The sequence below is a fragment of the Pseudarthrobacter sp. PH31-O2 genome (assembly GCF_030063265.1).
Lineage (GTDB): Bacteria > Actinomycetota > Actinomycetes > Actinomycetales > Micrococcaceae > Arthrobacter.
The window spans coordinates 57,982-75,224 of the sequence record NZ_JASIST010000008.1 but is presented as its reverse complement, the minus strand read 5'-3'; the positions used below and the strand labels follow the sequence as shown (position 1 = coordinate 75,224).

General features: G+C 67.7%; 22 protein-coding genes and 1 riboswitch. Of the genes, 12 read left to right on the top strand and 10 right to left on the bottom strand.

Annotated features, from left to right (window positions below):
- Nucleotides 1-86: 86 nt before the first annotated feature.
- From QMG72_RS13145 to QMG72_RS13125, 5 genes are read left to right on the top strand one after another with little or no spacing between them, the layout of a single operon-like run.
- Nucleotides 87-368, top strand: a complete 282-nt coding sequence (locus tag QMG72_RS13145; RefSeq protein WP_283480753.1) for a hypothetical protein — start codon at nucleotides 87-89, stop codon at nucleotides 366-368.
- A gap of 1 nt (nucleotide 369) precedes the next feature.
- Nucleotides 370-1,326: an FAD:protein FMN transferase gene (locus QMG72_RS13140; protein WP_283480744.1), complete on the top strand. Its 957-nt coding sequence runs from the start codon at nucleotides 370-372 to the stop codon at nucleotides 1,324-1,326.
- Nucleotides 1,319-1,876, top strand: coding sequence for a ferric reductase-like transmembrane domain-containing protein (locus tag QMG72_RS13135; protein ID WP_283480743.1), 558 nt, complete (start codon nucleotides 1,319-1,321; stop codon nucleotides 1,874-1,876). The genes QMG72_RS13140 and QMG72_RS13135 overlap by 8 nt, the downstream gene beginning before the upstream one ends.
- Nucleotides 1,873-3,126, top strand: coding sequence for an NADH-ubiquinone oxidoreductase-F iron-sulfur binding region domain-containing protein (locus tag QMG72_RS13130; protein WP_283480742.1), 1,254 nt, complete (start codon nucleotides 1,873-1,875; stop codon nucleotides 3,124-3,126). Before QMG72_RS13135 ends, QMG72_RS13130 begins: the two co-directional genes overlap by 4 nt.
- Entirely contained in the window at nucleotides 3,123-3,365 is a 243-nt protein-coding gene (locus QMG72_RS13125) for a ferredoxin (protein ID WP_226775301.1), read from the top strand. The genes QMG72_RS13130 and QMG72_RS13125 overlap by 4 nt, the downstream gene beginning before the upstream one ends.
- 29 nt (nucleotides 3,366-3,394) lie before the next feature.
- Here QMG72_RS13125 and QMG72_RS13120 read toward each other — a convergent pair whose 3' ends face one another.
- A complete protein-coding gene (locus tag QMG72_RS13120; RefSeq protein ID WP_226775302.1) occupies nucleotides 3,395-4,060 on the bottom strand; it encodes an SAM-dependent methyltransferase in 666 nt (221 codons plus the stop codon).
- A gap of 183 nt (nucleotides 4,061-4,243) precedes the next feature.
- Between QMG72_RS13120 and QMG72_RS13115 the strand changes: the two genes are divergently transcribed.
- The gene (locus tag QMG72_RS13115) at nucleotides 4,244-4,567 is read left to right on the top strand and encodes a hypothetical protein (protein ID WP_282358891.1); all 324 of its coding nucleotides are present in this window, start codon (nucleotides 4,244-4,246) and stop codon (nucleotides 4,565-4,567) included.
- Between the two features lie 289 nt (nucleotides 4,568-4,856).
- A complete protein-coding gene (locus QMG72_RS13110; protein ID WP_283480741.1) occupies nucleotides 4,857-6,743 on the top strand; it encodes a DEAD/DEAH box helicase in 1,887 nt (628 codons plus the stop codon).
- Nucleotides 6,744-6,857: 114 nt separating this feature from the next.
- On the opposite strand, the gene QMG72_RS13105 is transcribed toward QMG72_RS13110, so the two are convergent.
- From QMG72_RS13105 to QMG72_RS13085, 5 genes are all read right to left on the bottom strand, one after another.
- On the bottom strand, nucleotides 6,858-7,508 hold the full coding sequence (locus QMG72_RS13105; RefSeq protein WP_283480740.1) for an MBL fold metallo-hydrolase: 651 nt from the start codon (nucleotides 7,506-7,508) through the stop codon (nucleotides 6,858-6,860).
- Between the two features lie 20 nt (nucleotides 7,509-7,528).
- On the bottom strand, nucleotides 7,529-8,539 hold the full coding sequence (locus QMG72_RS13100) for an aldo/keto reductase (protein ID WP_282358886.1): 1,011 nt from the start codon (nucleotides 8,537-8,539) through the stop codon (nucleotides 7,529-7,531).
- Between the two features lie 155 nt (nucleotides 8,540-8,694).
- The gene (locus tag QMG72_RS13095) at nucleotides 8,695-9,102 is read right to left on the bottom strand and encodes a DMT family transporter (RefSeq protein ID WP_226775308.1); all 408 of its coding nucleotides are present in this window, start codon (nucleotides 9,100-9,102) and stop codon (nucleotides 8,695-8,697) included.
- Nucleotides 9,103-9,104: 2 nt separating this feature from the next.
- The gene (locus tag QMG72_RS13090) at nucleotides 9,105-9,428 is read right to left on the bottom strand and encodes a DMT family transporter (RefSeq protein WP_226775309.1); all 324 of its coding nucleotides are present in this window, start codon (nucleotides 9,426-9,428) and stop codon (nucleotides 9,105-9,107) included.
- 9 nt (nucleotides 9,429-9,437) lie between these two features.
- Nucleotides 9,438-9,506: riboswitch (guanidine-III (ykkC-III) riboswitch) on the bottom strand.
- Between the two features lie 63 nt (nucleotides 9,507-9,569).
- A complete protein-coding gene (locus QMG72_RS13085) occupies nucleotides 9,570-10,178 on the bottom strand; it encodes a HutD/Ves family protein (protein WP_283480739.1) in 609 nt (202 codons plus the stop codon).
- Between the two features lie 86 nt (nucleotides 10,179-10,264).
- Here QMG72_RS13085 and QMG72_RS13080 point away from each other — a divergent pair, with 86 nt between their 5' ends.
- From QMG72_RS13080 to QMG72_RS13070, 3 genes are all read left to right on the top strand, one after another.
- On the top strand, nucleotides 10,265-10,861 hold the full coding sequence (locus QMG72_RS13080; RefSeq protein WP_226775311.1) for a phosphoribosylanthranilate isomerase: 597 nt from the start codon (nucleotides 10,265-10,267) through the stop codon (nucleotides 10,859-10,861).
- Nucleotides 10,862-10,907: 46 nt separating this feature from the next.
- Complete coding sequence (locus QMG72_RS13075; RefSeq protein WP_283480738.1) at nucleotides 10,908-11,945, top strand: LLM class flavin-dependent oxidoreductase; 1,038 nt, start codon at nucleotides 10,908-10,910, stop codon at nucleotides 11,943-11,945.
- A 114-nt stretch (nucleotides 11,946-12,059) separates the two neighbouring features.
- Nucleotides 12,060-12,605, top strand: coding sequence for a YceI family protein (locus tag QMG72_RS13070; protein WP_226775320.1), 546 nt, complete (start codon nucleotides 12,060-12,062; stop codon nucleotides 12,603-12,605).
- A gap of 19 nt (nucleotides 12,606-12,624) precedes the next feature.
- Here the strand turns inward: QMG72_RS13070 and QMG72_RS13065 are convergent, their stop codons facing one another.
- Nucleotides 12,625-13,020, bottom strand: coding sequence for a hypothetical protein (locus QMG72_RS13065; RefSeq protein WP_226775321.1), 396 nt, complete (start codon nucleotides 13,018-13,020; stop codon nucleotides 12,625-12,627).
- Nucleotides 13,021-13,199: 179 nt separating this feature from the next.
- Between QMG72_RS13065 and QMG72_RS13060 the strand changes: the two genes are divergently transcribed.
- Both QMG72_RS13060 and QMG72_RS13055 read left to right on the top strand, forming a co-directional pair.
- On the top strand, nucleotides 13,200-13,613 hold the full coding sequence (locus QMG72_RS13060; RefSeq protein WP_253031894.1) for a YccF domain-containing protein: 414 nt from the start codon (nucleotides 13,200-13,202) through the stop codon (nucleotides 13,611-13,613).
- A gap of 25 nt (nucleotides 13,614-13,638) precedes the next feature.
- Nucleotides 13,639-14,151, top strand: a complete 513-nt coding sequence (locus tag QMG72_RS13055) for an SRPBCC family protein (RefSeq protein ID WP_226775323.1) — start codon at nucleotides 13,639-13,641, stop codon at nucleotides 14,149-14,151.
- Between the two features lie 44 nt (nucleotides 14,152-14,195).
- Here the strand turns inward: QMG72_RS13055 and QMG72_RS13050 are convergent, their stop codons facing one another.
- The 3 genes from QMG72_RS13050 to QMG72_RS13040 form a co-directional block, all read right to left on the bottom strand.
- Nucleotides 14,196-15,068: a DUF4031 domain-containing protein gene (locus QMG72_RS13050; protein WP_283480737.1), complete on the bottom strand. Its 873-nt coding sequence runs from the start codon at nucleotides 15,066-15,068 to the stop codon at nucleotides 14,196-14,198.
- Between the two features lie 25 nt (nucleotides 15,069-15,093).
- On the bottom strand, nucleotides 15,094-16,287 hold the full coding sequence (locus QMG72_RS13045; protein ID WP_283480736.1) for an AI-2E family transporter: 1,194 nt from the start codon (nucleotides 16,285-16,287) through the stop codon (nucleotides 15,094-15,096).
- An 89-nt stretch (nucleotides 16,288-16,376) separates the two neighbouring features.
- Nucleotides 16,377-17,111 (bottom strand): BBE domain-containing protein, encoded by a 735-nt coding sequence (locus tag QMG72_RS13040; RefSeq protein WP_283480734.1) that lies wholly within the window; start codon nucleotides 17,109-17,111, stop codon nucleotides 16,377-16,379.
- Nucleotides 17,112-17,243: the final 132 nt, after the last annotated feature.

Below are 17,243 nucleotides of genomic sequence, written 5' to 3'. Positions count from 1 at the left end.
GGACAGCATTGTCTAAGAAAACACAAAGAATCCGGGAGGACTATTGAGGTAGCGGCATTCTCACCGCGGAATTCTAGGAGCAGGCCATGGACACTCGAAGCAGCGGCAAACGACTGGCCGCCGGCATCACCGTCACCGTCGCGGCGGGCAGCCTTGTGACCGCGGGGATCGCATCAGCTGTCGTCTACGCCGCCACCCCAAGCACGAAGACGGCAGCCACCACCAGCACCGGGTCCACCGGTTCGTCGTCCACCGGGAGCGGCAGTTCGAATAGCAGTAGTGGGCGCCAGGTCAAAAGCTACTCCGGAATAACACCCGTGCAGCCGGGCAGCGGCGGAGCCGTCCACGGCAAATCGTCGGGATCCTGAAATGACTGCCAGCGCATCATCGACCGTCTGGGGCCTGGAAGCCGGCGTCACCGTAACCGAACCGGGCGCGCTCACAGCGGCCGCTGGCATTGTCCGGCGGACCCTCGCCGATGTTGACGTTGCTTGCAGCCGGTTCAGGCACGATTCGGAACTGGCCAGGCTGGGTCCGCAACTTGCCGCGGGCGCCCAGGTCAGCCCGCTGCTGGCGCTGCTCGTCGAACGCGCCCTCGACGCCGCCCTCTGGACCGAGGGCGACGTTGATCCCACCTTGGGCAGGGACTTGGAAGCCCTGGGCTACGACCGGGACATCGTGAGCGTCAGGCTGTTCCCCCGCGGCGGGCGCGGGACGGCTTCGGGCCCTGCGGGGCATCCTGTTGCCAGGGCGCGCGCAGGATGGACCCGCATTAGCATCGACGGGCGGACTCTGAAAGTCCCCGCCGACATCCGCCTGGACCTTGGCGCCACCGCCAAGGCCATCGCCGCGGATCGGGCGGCCGATCAGGTCTACTCCGAGTTGGGCTGCGGTGTGTTGGCCTGCCTTGGCGGGGACCTGGCCACTGCCGGTCCGGCACCGGACGGCGGGTGGCAGGTGCTCGTCCAGGATGTCAATGACGATCCGGCCCAGCAGTTGAGCCTCGGTGCGGGATCCGCGATGGCCACTTCCAGCACCCAGAAACGACGGTGGCAGCACGCGGGTGCGCAGGTCCACCACATCCTGGATCCGCGCTTCGGCCTCCCCGCCGAAACTGTGTGGCGCTCCGTCACAGTCGCGGCCCCGACGTGCCTGGAGGCCAACGCGTTCAGTACCGCCGGCGTCGTCCGGGGTTTTCGTGCCGTGGACTGGTTCCGGGACCGGGGCATTGCCGGCCGTTTTGTTGACCAGCAAGGACGGATCATCACCACCGGTGGGTGGCCCAGCGAGCAGCCGACGGCGTTGGGAGGCCACCACCGTGGATGAGGCCATGTGGGCTTTTGGGCGGGTGAGCGGCTTTATCTCCCTGGCTTTGTTCACAGCAACGGTATTGCTGGGCATCCTGACCCGTTCGGGCAGGCCGCTGCTGATCCTGCCGCGGTTCTCCGTCACCCTCCTGCACCGCAACTTCGCCGTCCTCGCCACGGTATTCCTTGGCCTGCACGTGGGGTCGCTGCTGCTGGATTCCTTCGCCAAGCTCAACGTGGTCGATGTGGTTGTCCCGTTCCTCAGTGGCTATCGGCCGTTTTGGCAGGGGCTGGGAACGGTTGCCCTGGACCTCGTGCTTGCCATTGTCATTACGGGGCTGCTCCGCCATCGCATCGGGCAACGAACCTTCAAGGCCGTCCATTTGCTTAGCTACGCAGTCTGGCCCATCGCGCTGGCCCACGCCATCGGCAACGGCACTGACGGGACCGGCGCGTGGTTCCTGATTCTGGCCACAGCGTCGGTGGCCGCCGTCGGCGGCGCCGTAATCTGGCGGCTTTCCGCCGTCTTCCTCGAAACGTCAAAAGCCCGTCAAGGAGGCCTGCCATGACCCCGCCCGACACTTCGCTTGCCGAAGCTCTCCGGCCCCAGGCGCCGGTGGGGACCTACCGGCTCTTCGCCGCCGGGGCGCACGCTGGACTGCAGGACCATCTCGAGGCCTTTGGGCCACTGGATATTGAATCGATCGGACCGGACTTTATCCGTGTGCTGGAAGCCTCCGGGCTGACCGGGCGGGGCGGTGCTTCGTTCGCCTCCTGGCGCAAGATGGCGGTGACTGCGGAATCCCGCTCGGCCGGAATCCTGCCGGCGCGTCCGGTGGTGATTGCCAACGGAGCCGAGGGCGAACCCCTCAGTTTCAAGGACCGGACGCTGCTGGCCAATGCCCCGCACCTGGTGATTGACGGCTTGCTGGTGGCCAACCGCGCAGTGGCAGGCTCGCAGATGTACCTCTATGCGGCGTCAGCGAGCCTCGATGAGGCGGCACCTGCGATTGCCGAGCGGCCGGCAGCACGCCGGATCCGGTTGGTTCAGGCACCGGAGGCTTTCATCGCCGGGGAAGCCAGCGCCGCGGTCAATGCCATTGCCACCGGTGCCGCCCGTCCGCTGGACAAGCGGCGCCGGTTGGCCGAATCCGGGCTCAAAGGCCGCCCCACCCTGGTTCTGAATGTCGAGACGCTGGCCCACATCGGTCTCATCGCGCGCTATGGTGCCGATTGGTTCCGCAGCGTAGGGTCACCGGCGGACCCCGGCACCCGCCTCGTCACGGTCTCGGGACCGGGGCCGGCACAAGTGCAGGAGGTTGCCGGAAACGCTGCCCTCGGCGCGATTCTTCGCGACGCCGGAATTGACGCCCGTTCCCTCTCCGCCGTGTTGGTCGGGGGATATCACGGCCGTTGGGTCAGGCCGCTGGACTACCGGATATCACCCGCCGGCCCGGACGGGCAGACGGTGCGCCCCGGGGCCGGAGTGATCCATGCGCTGCCCGCGGACCAGTGCGGGCTGGCGGCCACGGCACGGATCCTTAGCTATTTGGCGGGGGAATCCGCCCAACAATGCGGACCGTGTATGTTTGGCCTTCCCGCCATGGCCGGCGTCCTGAACCGGATTGCCTCCGGTGAACCCAACCCGCGGCTGACCGGGGAGCTGAACCGGCTCGGCAAACTCGTCTACGGCCGAGGCGCCTGCCATCATCCCGACGGCACCGTCCAACTGGTCAGCAGCGCATTGGACATCTTTGCCGACGATGTCAAGGCCCATCTCACCGGCCGTTGCCTGCGGCAGGGCGGACGTGCGGCATGAGCGACTCGCTGCATATCGATTGGACCAAATGCGACGGCCGCGGGCTGTGCACCGAGCTGCTGCCGGCGTTGCTGGCCCGCGACGATTGGGGCTACCCGGTGCCGCGGCGGAGCCGGTCCGGCAACCGCACCGACGTCCCTGTCAGCGCGGGAAGCCTGGAAGCGGCGCGGGACGCCGTCCAGCTGTGTCCCAAGCTGGCCTTGTCGCTCGTGCACGAGCGAAACAACAAGCGGGCTTAGACCCTGAACCGCCGTGTACGTCCGCCTGCCTAGCGGGCTGCCAGCCGGGTGGCGCGCAGTACGGCGTCGGTCAGCGCGGCTGCCTCGCCGTCAGGCCCGGTGGCACTGCGATGGCGGGTGTCGACGACGTCGAGCTGCCATTCCGGCGCCGCAATCCCCAACTCGCGGGCCAGGTCTTCGGCGGTATAGAACCGTTCCGGTGAGTGGTCGTGGTGTTGGCTCCACGGCGGCAACCCGTCCGGGTGGTGGCCAACAATAAGCAGCGTCCCTCCGGTACGCACTGCTGCGGCCGCCAGCTGCAGCGCCTGCTGCCAGGGCATCACGGTGGAATGCAGGAACTGGGCCGTCACCAGATCAAAGAGCTCGGTGGGCACCCAGGTGCTGAGGTCCTGCCGGAGCCAGGTGATGCTCCCGCTTTGGCCGCGTTCCCGCGCATGGGCACCGGCCCGTTCCAAGGCGACAGCGGAGACGTCGACGCCGGACACTTCCCAGCCGCGGCTGGCGAGCCAAATGGCGTCCGCGCCCTCGCCGCAGCCCAGGTCCAGAGCCGTTCCGGGCGGAAGGGCAGCGGCTTCGGCGATGAGTTGCGGGTTCGGCTGCCCGCTCCAGATCCTGTCCCTGCTGCGGTACCGCTCGTCCCACATCTGGGCGGCGCCGCTGTTGTCGGTGTGCTCGGGATGATTGTGCTCTGCCATTGCTGTCCTCGCCGCTCGTGTGTTCCTTCCCACATCATGGCAGGGGAAGGCAGCCGGGGACACCGGTAAAGCGGAGCTGCCGAAATATTGACACACAAAAATCACGGCCCGGAAACGCTCGCGAAACGTCGGCGGGGGACTCTGGAGCCGGACCTAGGAACAAGATCCGGGAGGGAACGGGCAATGACTGCAGGGGGTACGCGGCAGGTTCATTCGTGCGCGGAGCTGTCGGTGGGGGACCGGATTGAGGCGTGGCACAACGGGAAACTCTTCCATCGGGGTGAGGTAATCCGGACGGTGGCGGCCATGGACTTGTTCTGGATCCTGGACGAGCGGACCGGAGCCCGCAAGCTGATCGACACGGAGGCGCTGCTGGTCCTGCGGGCGGAGGCGGCGAACATTCCGGCCGCCGCGCAGCTACCGGCCCGGCCGCCCTCGCACATCCCGCTGTTCCTGGCCCCGGGGTGCTCAGCTGGGGCAGGAAACGGCTCTGGCCTTGCCGGATGATAGACTAGGTGAACTTGATGTGCAGTGATGCCCACTTTGGTCTTGAATGATCGGTCCGGTTCATCAACCGGTTCCCCTGCCGGATTCCTTTCGGTTTTCGTTCAGGGAGTGGGTTTTTTCATGTGAGAGGCACATCCTGCGTCGATGAACGCGTTCTATTTGGTCCCGGCCGCCGGCTTACCCAGCAGCTGGCCGGTTGATCACCTGACTTTTCTTCGGCGAACCCCTGAGCCAACCGGCGCCGGGGGCCGATATCCGCACGGATACCGCCTGAAAGACTTTGAAACCTATGACTACATTTGCTGCCCTCGGCACGCCCAAAGCGCTGGCCGACACCCTGACCGCCCAGGGGATCGTGGAACCGTTCCCCATCCAGGTCAAGACGCTGCCGGACACCCTGGCCGGACGCGACGTCCTGGGCCGCGGCCGAACCGGCTCCGGAAAAACCATTGCCTTTGCCATCCCGCTTGTAGCACGACTCGCTGAGCGGGAAGCGAAGCACTTCCGCAAGCCCGGCCGCCCGATGGGCCTGGTCCTGGCCCCGACCCGCGAACTGGCCACCCAGCTGAATGCCACGATCGAGCCGATGGCGAAGGCCATGGGACTGAACACCACAGTGATCTACGGCGGTATCTCCCAGGCCCGCCAGGAAAAGGCGCTGCGCGCCGGCGTCGACATCGTCATCGCCTGCCCGGGCCGCCTGGAGGACCTGATCCGCCAACGCATCCTGACCCTCGAGGGCGTCGAGATTACCGTCCTCGATGAGGCCGACCACATGGCCGACCTCGGCTTCCTCCCGGTGGTCAAGAAGCTGATGGACATGACCCCCAGCCAGGGCCAGCGCATGCTGTTCTCCGCCACCCTGGACAACGGCGTGGACAAGATCGTCCAGCGGTACCTGTCCAACCCGCTGACCCACGCCGTGGATGAGTCACAGGCCGCGGTCACCACCATGGAGCACCACGTGCTGGTGGTCAACGACCAGACCGTCAAGAAGCAGCTGATTGTTGAGCTTGCCTCGGGTTCCGGCCGCCGGGTGCTCTTCCTGCGCACCAAGCACCACGCCCGCAAGCTTGCCAAGACCCTGACCGACGCCGGTATCCCCGCCGTCGACCTGCACGGCAACCTCTCGCAGAATGCCCGTGACCGCAACCTGGCCGAGTTCTCCTCCGGCGAGGTCCGCGTCCTGGTCGCCACCGATGTCGCAGCCCGCGGCGTCCACGTCGACGACGTCGAGCTGGTCATCCACGTGGATCCGCCCACGGAGCACAAGGCTTACCTGCACCGCTCGGGCCGTACCGCCCGCGCCGGTTCCGACGGCACAGTGGTCACGCTGACCCTGCCGGAGCAGCAGTCCGACGTCAAGAAGCTGATGAAGGCTGCCGGCGTCGACGTCAACTTCGAGCGCGTCACCGCCAACTCCCCGTTGGTTGCCGAGCTGGTGGGCGACATGGCCGACAAGATTGATCCGCGCACCCGCGCCGCGCTGCTGGCTGCCAAGTCCAACCAGGGCGGCGGCAGTTCCACCGGTGCCAACGCCGAGCGTAAGCGCGCCCGCCGCACTACCCAGGCGGCACCCACCGCCGGTGGCCGCGGCGGCCGCGGACGCGTTGGAACTGAAGCTCCCCGCACCGATCTTCCCCGGGCCGAGCGCCGCGCCGTGGCCTACGAAGGCCAGGCTGCTGCGCGTAACGCCGCAGATCGTGTGATCGAGCGGAACGAGGACCGGATGGATGCCGAGCGTGCAGAACGCCGCAGCGCCCGGGCCCGCTCCACCTCATACGGCGCGCACCGTAACGATGTTCCCGCTGCAGGTGGCCGCGCTGCGGCCGGCCGCGGTTCGGACGGACGGGCCGCCGAAGGACGCAGCGACGCCCGGGGCGCTTCGGCTCCCCGCAGCGGCGCACCCCGCAGCGGCGCACCCCGCACGGGTGCTGCCGCTGGCGGCCAGCGCGGCGGGCGTCCGGCTACGGGCCAGCGGGCAGCCGCCGGCGCCAAGCCCGCTGGAAGCAAGACCGGAGCGAACTCGGCTGTTTGGTCTTCGAACACCGGTGGCACCTCGGGCGGGTCCTACGCGGGCGGCGGCAACGGCCGGTCCAGCGAAGGCCGTCCGGCACGCAGCGGCGGACCCCGCCGGGCGTCCGCTCCGGCGTCGAACGAACGCCGCAGCCGCTAAGCCCCAGCCGCTCCCTCACCTCGCAAGCCCGGTCAGGGAACCCGGCGGTCGTGGGCCCACGTAACTGCCGTTGAGAAGATTCAAAAGGGCAGTTACGGAGCACTCGATGAAGTCTTACCAGCCGCGGGCGCGCCAGTCCTTTAGGTGCGGGCGTTCCGCACCCAGGGTGGTGGGTTTCCCGTGGCCGGGGTGCACGACGGTCTCATCCGGATACACATCGAACAGGCGTGCGCTGACGTCGTCGATCAGCTGGGCGAACCGGACGGGATCCTTCTGAGTGTTGCCTACCCCGCCGGGGAACAGCGAATCTCCGGAGAAGATGTGCGCCGGACCGTCCGGATCCTGGTAGACCAGCGCGATCGAACCGGGGGTGTGCCCGCGCAGGTGCACCGCTGTCACATCAAAGCCGTCGAAGTTCCCGATGTTCCCGTGATCGAGCGGCACATCAACCGGAACGGGGAGTGCGGCGGCGTCATCCGTCCCGGCGGCCGTCTTGGCACCGGTGGCCGCTACCAGGCCCGGGAGCGCTCGGACGTGGTCCCAGTGCTGGTGGGTGGTGGCAATCAGCGCCAGCTTCGGCGTGGCGGAGGTATCCGCGGCGGCGTCGGTGAGTAGGCCCTGGATGGCAGCCAGATCATCGGCCGCATCGATCAGGAGCTGCGCGCCGGACTCCTTGCTGGTGAGCAGATATACGTTGTTGTCCATCTCGCTGACCGAAATCCGGCGGATGGTGATGTCCCGTAACGAGTGAATAAGCGTGTCCATGGGGTTAGTCTACGGATCGGCTATTCGCGGCCCTCGGACACCCAGCTGGGGTCCGCCGAGCGGGAGCCGACGACGGCGTCCGCGGCGGCGTCGAGTTTCTCGAGGTGGGCTGCGGTGAAGTCGAGCGTCAGCGCGCCGAGGTTTTCGTCGATCCGCGCCGCCCTGCGGGTGCCGGGGATGGGGACCACCGGCAGTCCAAGCTTTCGGCCCTGCGTGAGCAGCCAGGCCAGAGCCACCTGGGCAGGAGTTGCGGGCTGGCCGGCAGCGGCAAGCTCGGCCGCGACAGACTGTACGGCGGCCACCACGCCCTGATTGGCGTCCAGGGCCGTCGCGGCGAACCGGGGAATCTTGCGGCGGAAGTCGTTGGTTCCCAGTTTCGAGCCGTCTACGGTGCCGGTGAGGAATCCCCGGCCCAGCGGGGAATAGGGCACAAAACCCACACCAAGTTCGGCCGCCGCGGGAACAACGTGGCGTTCCACATCGCGGCTCCAGATGGACCACTCGCTCTGGACTGCAGCGATCGGGTGGATACTGACGGCCTCACGAAGTTCCTCGGCCGTCACCTCGGACAGGCCGAGATGCCGCACTTTGCCGGCCTGCACCAGCCCCGCCATGGCCTCCACGGTTTCCGCAATCGGAACGCGGAGGTCACGGCGGTGCATGTAGTACAGGTCGATGGTGTCGGTGCCGAGGCGCTGGAGGCTGTGGTCCACGGACTGCCGAATGTAAGCTGCGTCGCCGCGGATATCGGAGTAGCCGGCTGCCGGGTTCCCCACGAGTCCGAATTTGGTGGCCAGTTGCACCTCATGGCGGCGTTCCTTGAGGAGCCTGCTGATCAGTTCCTCGTTGCTGCCTGCACCGTAGATGTCCGCCGTGTCGATGAAGCTGACGCCGGCATCCACTGCATGGTGCAGAGTGGCCAGGGCCTCGGCGGGGTCCACGTCGCCGTAGACCGGAGTCAGGGCCATGCCGCCAAACCCGAGGAGGCTGACCACCAGTCCGTCGCCGAGTTGGACTGTCGCTGCATTCATCTTTGGACTCCTTTTCGCTGCCGGAATTGCCGTCCCAGCCAAGAACCGCACTCGAGGCAAGAGTATTCCGGGCGGCGGCGCCAGAGTCTCCCCACCCTTTGAACGCTGTGTGGCCGGTCCGACGGCGCGTCGCCGGGACACGCCGTCGTTCTGGCTCAAACGCGGGGAGATCCGGCAGCGGATTGCGGCTGCTGTGGCGCCGGCAGCAGCTTCAGTCCGGCCGCGCAGCCCACAATCCCTGCGATAAACAGCAGTTTCAGCGGGCTCGCAGGCTCGACGCCGGTGGCCATCGCCCAGCCGACCGTCAGCGCCGCGCCGATCCCCACCCAGACGGCATAGGCCGTACCGAGCGGGATGCTTTTCACCGCCAGCCCCAACCCCACCATGCTCAGGGTCGCGCTCAACGCGAACACGAGGGTGGGCAGCGGACGGGTGAAGCCGTCGGACTGCCCCAGGGCTGTGGCCCAAACGGCCTCCAGCACAGCAGAGGCCAGCAGGATGAGCCAGGACAGGGTGGATGTGGGCGCCTTGGCCGGCAGTTTCGGCGTACGTTTCGCGGCCATTGTCACACCACCAGCTTCAGGCCGGCGACGCAGGCGACGATTCCGCCGAGCAACAGGATCCGTCCCCGGGTCGCTGGCTCAACTTTGGTGATCATCGCGTAGGCGGAGGTCAGCACCACACCGACCCCCACCCAGACTGCGTAAGCAGTGCCGGTCGGGATGGACTGCATGGCGACCGCGAGGCCGCCGGTACTGGCCAAGACGGAGATGAGGAAGACCACGGCCGGCGCAATCCGGCGGCGGCCGGAGGCCTGCGTTGTCCGGTGCAGGGCCGCAGCCCAGACGGCTTCCAGGGATCCGGACAGTACGAGTATTAACCACGCCATAACAGCTCCTGTGGCCAGTCTTGTCGCGTGCCGGGTACTGATCCGTCGTCCGGAGGCCGCAAAGAAGTCGGCCTTGGTTCCAGCCTAGCAACGCCCCCACGGTGCGGCGAACGTACGCTCTGCCGGCGGGGTCCGGGGATGCTAGCCCGTGACGGCGTCGATGGAGACCACGGCCAGGAAGCCGCGGCCCAGGATCTCGGGGGACGCGGTGTCCGAACCCACGACGGCGTCATAGCGGTCCAGCGCCTGCGGCTCGGTGACTTGCTCGGCGTCGGCTGGGCCACCGGGCGCGACGGCCGCCTGGCCTTGGAGCAGGATGCCCAGCTGGCCCTCGAACACCGGGTGTGCCCGTTTTTTGGAGAGTTCGATGATGGAGGTGAAGCCCTTGAAGGCTCCCCGGCGGGTGATGACGTTCAGGTCGCGGATGTCGCCCGTTGGCAGCGCCCCGGCCGCGGCGGCGTCGCCGGAGAACCGGAAGGGGCGGTATTTCTCCAGCGGGAGTTCGGCGCCGTCGACGGTCAGGAGCAACAGCTCCCCCTCGATTACGGTCAGAACGCGGTCCATGCCGGTGAACGCCGAGAACTCGCCCGCCTTGGCTACCTCGGCGATGCTGACCCGCCAGTCCCAGCCGGCACCTGCGGCGTTGTCCTGCGGAACGCCGGACGAAGGACGGCGCGCCACTTCGCGGGTCACCCCGCCGCCGTTGGGCCAGGGGTGGGCTTTCAACTCGGCATAACGGATGATCTCCATCCCTTCACCTTAGCGAGGCTCCGCCGCCCGTGCGGTCTTGGTAACGTCAGAGGCAGAAAACTCAGGCACACTGCAGAAGGAGCCGAATGTTCGTCAAGGTATGCGGGCTCAGCACCCCGGAGTCGGTGAGGACCGCGGTGCAAGCCGGCGCGGACGCCGTCGGTTTTGTCCTGACCCGCAGCCCCAGGGAAGTGACCCCGGCGCAGGCGCGGGAACTCCTGGCCCACGTCCCGGCCGGGCTCCCCGCCGTCGGTGTCTTCCGGCACGAAACCGTGGCGGACGCCGTCGCCGCAGCCCAGGCAGCCGGGCTGGACTGGGTCCAGCTCCACGGCGACCGCACCCCGGCAGACGTGCGCACCGTGCACGACGCCGGACTCAAGTTGATCCGGGCCGTCACCATGTCCGCCGCGGCGGAGGCGTTCGCGGACTGGGGCGAGGACCTGCTCCTGATCGACGCCGCCGTCCCCGGCTCCGGCGAGGCTTGGGACTACGCCTCGGTCCGCGCCAAGGGGCTGGCCGGGCGCAACTGGCTCCTGGCCGGCGGGCTGGATCCCGCCAACGTCGCCGGCGCGGCCTCGCAGGCAGATGCCTGGGGGGTGGACGTCTCCTCCGGCGTCGAATCTTCCCGCGGGGCGAAGGACCTGGCCAAAATCCGGGACTTCGTGACGGCGGCGAAGCCCTGACCGCTGCCGCAGGAATGCCGCCGGTCCGCACCGTGTTGCCCCTGACATGAAGCGCATCGGATTTTTGTCCTTCGGACACTGGGGCCCCGGCGAGGGCTCCCGCACCCGGACCGCCCGGGACGCCCTGCTGCAGGGCATCGAACTGGCCGTTGCCGCCGAGGAACTGGGCGTGGACGGTGCGTACTTCCGGGTGCACCACTTCGCCCGGCAGCAGGCGTCCCCGTTCCCGCTGCTGGCCGCTGTCGCCGCCCGGACCAGCCGGATCGAAATGGGCACCGGCGTGATTGACATGCGCTACGAGAACCCGCTGTACATGGCCGAGGAGGCCGCCGCCACGGACCTGATCAGCGGTGGACGGCTGCAGTTGGGAATCAGCCGCGGTTCACCCGAACCCGCCCGTGACGGCGCCGCGGCGTTCGGCCATGTGCCGGCTGACGGCGAAACCGATGCGGACATGGCGCGGCGGCACACGGCGGTGTTCCGCCGCGCCATCTCGGGCGCCGGGATGGCGGAGGCCGAGCCGCGCTACGCCGGCGGCGGATCCGGGCTGCTGCCCGTCCAGCCTCATTCCGCCGGCCTCGGCGGGCGGATCTGGTGGGGCGCCGGCTCGCGCGCCACCGCCGTCTGGACTGCGGAGCAGGGCATGAACCTGATGAGTTCCACACTGCTCACGGAGGACACCGGCGTGCCCTTCGACCAGCTCCAGGCCGAGCAGATCAGCATGTTCCGCCAGGCTTGGGCCGACGCCGGCCATCCACACGAACCGCGTGTATCGGTCAGCCGCAGCGTCCTGCCGATCGTCGACGATGAGGACCGGCGGCACTTCGGCCTCAGCGCCCTACGGGAGAAACGCGACCAGGTCGGGGTGATCGACGGGCTCGTGGCCCGGTTTGGCAGGAGCTTCGTTGGCGCGCCCGACGCCATTGCCGGGGAACTCGCCGCCGATGCCGCCGTCCAGGCCGCGGACACCCTGTTGCTCACCGTCCCCAACCAGCTTGGCGTGGACTTCAACGCCAAGCTGCTGGGCACCGTCGTCCGGCACATCGCACCGGCGATCGGCTGGGCGCCGCAGCCGGCGTCGTAGCCGGCCGGGTTCCGAGAGGCTAGCCGCGCCGCGTTGGCGTGGCTAGCATGGCTCCTTGGGGGAGTACCCCGATGATCCGGCGGGCCCGGCCCGCCAGCCGCGAAGGAGACCGTTGTGACACTGCCCGAAGGATTGAGCCAAGGCGTCTGGACACTGGACATGTCCCACAGCGAAGTCGGCTTCAGTGTCCGCCACGCCGGCATCAGCAAGGTCCGGGGCCGCTTCAATGAGGCGACGGCGGAGGCCCGTGTCGGTGAGTCCCTGCCGGACTCCAGCCTGCATGCCAGCATCAAGACCGCCAGCTTTGATTCCGGTGACGCAAACCGCGACGCGCACGTCCGCGGAGCCGATTTCTTCGACGTCGAAAAGTATCCGGAGATGACGTTCCGCGCCCAGGGCATCAGGGGCGACGGCGAGGATTACGTGCTGACCGGTGACCTCACCATCCGGGACGTTACCCGGCCGGTGGATTTGGAAGTCGAGTTCACCGGAGTTGCCGTGGACCCATTCGGCGCCACCCGTGCCGGGTTCAGCGCGGAAGCGGACATCAGCCGCAAGGAATTCGGCCTAACCTGGAACGCCGCGCTCGAAACCGGCGGCCTGCTGGTCAGTGACAAGGTCAAGATCAATGTCGAAGCCGCAATGGTCAAGCAGGCCTAGCCGGCCGGTTCCGCAGGATTCAGAAGAGCAGCAGCACAAAGCCGCCGACCGTGGACAGGATCCCCACCCCGGTGAGGATCCAGCCGAGGGTCCAGGCCGCATTGTCGTGCTTTGGCGGGGTCAGCCCCCAGCGCGAGGGGTGGCACACGTCGTAGAACAGCTCGACGTCGGTGCCCACCACCAGGCCGCCCGACTCGGCCGCCGGCAGCAGGGACCGGTGGCCGGCGTCGTAGTGGTCCGTCCAGCTGTAGCCGGTGAATCCGCCCGCGCTGATAACTGTCCCGGTGGTCCCGGTCCACTGGCACCGGCGCCGGCGACGAATCCAGCCCCACACCAGAAGCGGCAGGCCCAGGACGAAACCCACCCACGTCATGACTTCGAGAATGGGACCAAGAAGGTCTCCGATGGTTGTCATCTGCGTCTCCCGGGCGCGATCAGGGCAAGCTTCAGGAGTGCAGGCATGGTCCCAGTATTATGCCCTTCCGTGCGTTCGCAAAGCGCCGGGCGCCGTGCCGGGGCGGCCCGGGGGATTTCAGGAATTTCTCAGGGTGAACCCCTAGGCCGGAATGGGCTCCGGCGGGGGAGAATGGAGCCATGAAGACACTGCTGAACATCATCTGGCTGCTCTTCGGCGGCCTCTGGCTTTCGCTTGGCTACTTCGCGGCCGGTATCGTCTGCTGCCTGCTGATAGTGACCATCCCGTGGGGGCTGGCGTCGTTCCGGATCGCGAACTATGCGCTGTGGCCCTTCGGACGAACCGTGGTGGACCGCCCCGGTGGAACGGGCGTGTTTTCGCTTCTGGGGAATGTCATCTGGCTCCTCGTCGCCGGTATCTGGATTGCCATTGGCCACGTGGTCACCGCCATTGCAATGGCCGCCACCATCGTGGGCATCCCGCTTGCCATCGCCAACCTCAAGCTGATTCCGGTCTCGCTGATGCCGCTTGGCAAACAGGTCGTCCCAAGTGACCGGCCCTTTGCGACGGGCTACAGCAAGGCCTACCGCTAGTCCCTTTCAGAGCAGGAGTCCCGAGATGTCCGAGCACGTCAGCGCAGGTCCGGCCAGGTCCGGGCAGGGAACCGCCCCGGCTGCAGCAGAGGACCTGATGCTGGTGGTCACCCGCGAATTCCAGACGCCCATTGCCCGGGTGTGGTCCGCCTTGACGGACCCGGACCAAGCTGCGGAATGGTGGGGGCCGCGGGGATTCCACACTCCACGGGACAGCATCGATGCGGATCTGGAAATCGGCGGCCTCTACCGGGCCTGCATGATCCAGGACAGCACCGGCGAGCAACACTGGTGGAGCGGCGTCCACACAGACATCGAACCGCCCCATCTCTTCGTCTTCACCCATGCCTGGGACCGGGCGGACGGAACCCGAGGCTTCGAGACCGAGGTGACGTTCCAGCTGGAAGAGATCGACGGCGGCACCAGGATGACGTTCTTCCAGGGACCTTTCGACAGTATCGACAACAGAGACGCTCAGGGCGTCGGCTGGCGTCAGTCCTTCGACCGACTCGCCGGACACCTCCGCCGCGGTACCTGAACGGATCCGGACGCCGCGGCTGGGGCCTGGCCAGCGGGTTTTTGCTAGGGCTGTGTCTCGCCCTTGAGGTTTCGCCGTGCAGGCTCCAGCCACAGTTCCCTGCCGCGCAGGGTGTGGAACAGCGGGTCCAGCTGCAGGAGGTGGCGGACGACGCCGGCGCGTCCGGCGGCGAAGTCGTCGTTGCCGATGTGCGCAAAGTCCTCCCGGACGGCGGCCAGATACCGGGCATAGGCTGCCGGGGTTCCGCCCAGCACCGAGAGGTCGGCGTCGCTGAGCAGTGCTGCATCGTCATCGCCGGGCTCCGGCCGGTGGTCCGCAGTCATCCTTACCAGCCGGCCAACTTCCTCCACCTCAGCCGGACGAAGGCCGGCATGGGCCAGACGGTCCTCGGCGAGCCGGGCCGACTCCTCCTCGTCCTGGCCGGCGACCCCCCGGTAAACCGCGTCGTGGAACCAGGCGGCGAGCAACACGGTCCGGGGCGGCTTCGCAGGCCCGGTGAGGAGGTCCAACGCCTCAAGGACCGCCAGGAGGTGCGTGCGGCCGTGATACTTCCGGTGCTCCTCGCCCCAGCGATCCAGCAGGTCCAGGAACAGGGCGTCGTGGCCGGGGAGGGTCCCGTTCCACCGGGTCAGCAGGGGCAGCTTGAGTGAGCCGCTGCGCCGCCGGGCCGGGATCCGCAGCCCGCTGGCGATCAGCTTCCGGACCAGGATCCGCCCCTCCACCGGGATGGCTCCGGCCGCCACTAGGGAGCTGTAGCGGGCCTCGGCGACGTCGTAGTGGTCGCCGTCGAACGCCCTCTCCGGAATGCCCGCGGCCGCAGCAAAGTCGTGCAGTTCCGCCAGCGAGGCGTCCGAGACCAGATGCGAGAAGTGCGTTCCGTGTGCAGGCCAGAGCGGCGGATCGAGGTAGATGGCCATGACGGAAGTCTAATCCGGCCGCCGGTCAGTCCTGTGGGACATCGGCGGCGGCAGCGTCCGACCCGTCGTTCTGCCGGCCCCGCGCACGCCTAGGCTTGGACCGCACGCCGTCGCCCCTTTCGTTCAGCCGGGTTTCGTGTTCGGCCGCTGCAATGGCCTCGGGGGTAATGTCGTCTCCGGAATTCCAGGCCTTGATCGCGGCCCAGGCCACAGCCACCAAGGGGACGGCAAGGATCGCGCCGATGATGCCGGCGAGGATGGTGCCGGCCGTTAGGGCCAGCAGAATCACCAGGGCATGGACGCTGAGGGCCTGGCCCATCACCACGGGCTGCAGGAAGTTGCCCTCCAGCTGGTTGACTGCGATCACAACGATGATAACGATCAGGGCCGCGACCGGGCCGTTGGCAACCAGCGCGACAAGGGCCGCGAGCGTGCCGGCAAGGGTAGCGCCGATCAGCGGGATGAAGGCGCCAATGAAGGTCAGTGCGGCCAGCGGCAGTGCGAGCGGAACACCCATGATTACCAGAGCCAGGCCAATAAAGAAGGCGTCGACCAGGGCCACTATGGAAGTTCCGCGCACGTAGCCGCCGAGCACGTTCAGGCTGCGCTCGCCGGCACGGCGTGCCTTCACCAGGTTCGGGCCCTTGAACGCCCGCAGCACAAAGGCCCAGATGCTCTGGCCGTCTTTGAGGAAAAAGAACAGGATGACAGCCATCAGGAGGGCTCCGGTGATGACGTTGCCGGCCGCACTGAGCCCGGATATGGCGCCCGCGCCCACGGTGCTGCTGGTGGCGAAATCGACGACGGCGTCCCGCGCCTGCTGGATCTGCTGGTCATCAACCGGGATCGGACCCGTACGAATAAAAGCGTGAACCCGGTCGAAGCCCTCCGTGGCCTTGCTGGCCAGTTGGTCGGCCTGGCTGACGACGGCGACCACGATGCCCGTGATGACAACGCCGAACGCGAGCAGGAGTGCCAGGAACGAGACTGTGGTGGCGGCGGTGCTTGGCCAGCCCCGGCGGCGCAGCCAGTGGACGAAGGGTGCGATCGCGGCGGCGAGGATCAGGGCCAGCAGCGCGGGAATCACCACGAGGCGCACCTGGATCAGGGCGTAGACCACCACCACTGACAGGACCAGCAGCAGGAGGACCTGTGCGGTCCTGATGCTGGCGCGGCCCAGGCTGTCGCTCCAGGGGGTTGTCTGTTCCGGACTGCCCATGCTGTTTTTCTCTCCCGCTCTCGGATGGTCATGTTACTTACCAACCGTCTCACAGCCGGAGGGTGCAAGCCCGGGGACCGGCCGGGCAATCAGGTAGCGGCGGGCCGGATGTTCTGGTTGCCGCGGAACGTGTTCTCCGGATCGAACTCCAGCTTCACCTGGGCCAGCCGGTTGTAGTTCTCCTCGCCGAAGGCTGCCCGGACCCGGTCCTGGCCTTCGTCGCCGACGAAGTTCAGCCAGACGCCGCCCGTGGCATAGGGGGAGATGTCCTGGCGGAACTTCTTCACCCAGGCCTTGGCCACCTGGCCTCCTTCCGGTGTTTCCTCCAGTCCGAACGGGTGCGAGACCCACCTGGCGTTGCGGTTCTGCAGCGGAGTCTGGGCAGCCGCCGGCCCCGCCACCGCCCCGCCCCAGCTGGCAACCAGAAGTTGGGAGTGGGGGCCTGGCAGGTTCTGTGCAGACTCCACGAGCACGTCCAGGGCGGTGTCCGGCAACTCGTTGTGGTAATCGGCACTCCAGTAGTTGTACAGGTTTGGCGGATCGTCGATCATGCACTGGAAATCGGCATAATTCATTTCGCTGACCAGATCCACTGCCGGGCCCAACTCCCGGAACGGCGGAGCGTGTTCAGCACCGTCAGCGGGGTCTCCCGCATAAAGATAGGCGATCCCTACTCCTTGTTTCCCCACCATCCCGGCTGGAACGAACGGTTCCGGCGGTGCCGTCAGGAACACCAGGGCAGTGCCCACGGCGTCGGGGGCGGCAAGGCAAAGTTCCCGGTAGGCGCGGCTGATCTCGGTCGAGGCATCGCCAGGCCAGAGCATCAGGCCCGCCTGAACCCCAGGACCAAGGTGGTGCAGGCGGAAAGTGAACTCGGTGGCGATGCCGAAGTTGCCTCCGCCACCGTGGAGGGCCCAGAACAGCTCGGGGTTCTCCTGGGGCGGTCACCCGCTCTC

What these genes read in the sequence shown, in the direction of transcription:
- QMG72_RS13140 (WP_283480744.1), top strand. Translation starts at nt 370, where the DNA reads ATGACTGCCAGCGCATCATCGACCGTCTGGGGCCTGGAAGCCGGCGTC.
- QMG72_RS13100 (WP_282358886.1), bottom strand. Translation starts at nt 8,539, where the DNA reads ATGAATGCAGCGACAGTCCAACTCGGCGACGGACTGGTGGTCAGCCTC.
- QMG72_RS13040 (WP_283480734.1), bottom strand. Translation starts at nt 17,111, where the DNA reads ATGCTCTGGCCTGGCGATGCCTCGACCGAGATCAGCCGCGCCTACCGG.
- QMG72_RS13110 (WP_283480741.1), top strand. Translation starts at nt 4,857, where the DNA reads ATGACTACATTTGCTGCCCTCGGCACGCCCAAAGCGCTGGCCGACACC.
- QMG72_RS13090 (WP_226775309.1), bottom strand. Translation starts at nt 9,428, where the DNA reads ATGGCGTGGTTAATACTCGTACTGTCCGGATCCCTGGAAGCCGTCTGG.
- QMG72_RS13075 (WP_283480738.1), top strand. Translation starts at nt 10,908, where the DNA reads ATGAAGCGCATCGGATTTTTGTCCTTCGGACACTGGGGCCCCGGCGAG.
- QMG72_RS13095 (WP_226775308.1), bottom strand. Translation starts at nt 9,102, where the DNA reads ATGGCCGCGAAACGTACGCCGAAACTGCCGGCCAAGGCGCCCACATCC.
- QMG72_RS13045 (WP_283480736.1), bottom strand. Translation starts at nt 16,287, where the DNA reads ATGGGCAGTCCGGAACAGACAACCCCCTGGAGCGACAGCCTGGGCCGC.
- QMG72_RS13065 (WP_226775321.1), bottom strand. Translation starts at nt 13,020, where the DNA reads ATGACAACCATCGGAGACCTTCTTGGTCCCATTCTCGAAGTCATGACG.
- QMG72_RS13115 (WP_282358891.1), top strand. Translation starts at nt 4,244, where the DNA reads ATGACTGCAGGGGGTACGCGGCAGGTTCATTCGTGCGCGGAGCTGTCG.
- QMG72_RS13080 (WP_226775311.1), top strand. Translation starts at nt 10,265, where the DNA reads ATGTTCGTCAAGGTATGCGGGCTCAGCACCCCGGAGTCGGTGAGGACC.
- QMG72_RS13105 (WP_283480740.1), bottom strand. Translation starts at nt 7,508, where the DNA reads ATGGACACGCTTATTCACTCGTTACGGGACATCACCATCCGCCGGATT.
- QMG72_RS13050 (WP_283480737.1), bottom strand. Translation starts at nt 15,068, where the DNA reads ATGGCCATCTACCTCGATCCGCCGCTCTGGCCTGCACACGGAACGCAC.
- QMG72_RS13145 (WP_283480753.1), top strand. Translation starts at nt 87, where the DNA reads ATGGACACTCGAAGCAGCGGCAAACGACTGGCCGCCGGCATCACCGTC.
- QMG72_RS13085 (WP_283480739.1), bottom strand. Translation starts at nt 10,178, where the DNA reads ATGGAGATCATCCGTTATGCCGAGTTGAAAGCCCACCCCTGGCCCAAC.
- QMG72_RS13060 (WP_253031894.1), top strand. Translation starts at nt 13,200, where the DNA reads ATGAAGACACTGCTGAACATCATCTGGCTGCTCTTCGGCGGCCTCTGG.
- QMG72_RS13130 (WP_283480742.1), top strand. Translation starts at nt 1,873, where the DNA reads ATGACCCCGCCCGACACTTCGCTTGCCGAAGCTCTCCGGCCCCAGGCG.
- QMG72_RS13120 (WP_226775302.1), bottom strand. Translation starts at nt 4,060, where the DNA reads ATGGCAGAGCACAATCATCCCGAGCACACCGACAACAGCGGCGCCGCC.
- QMG72_RS13125 (WP_226775301.1), top strand. Translation starts at nt 3,123, where the DNA reads ATGAGCGACTCGCTGCATATCGATTGGACCAAATGCGACGGCCGCGGG.
- QMG72_RS13055 (WP_226775323.1), top strand. Translation starts at nt 13,639, where the DNA reads ATGTCCGAGCACGTCAGCGCAGGTCCGGCCAGGTCCGGGCAGGGAACC.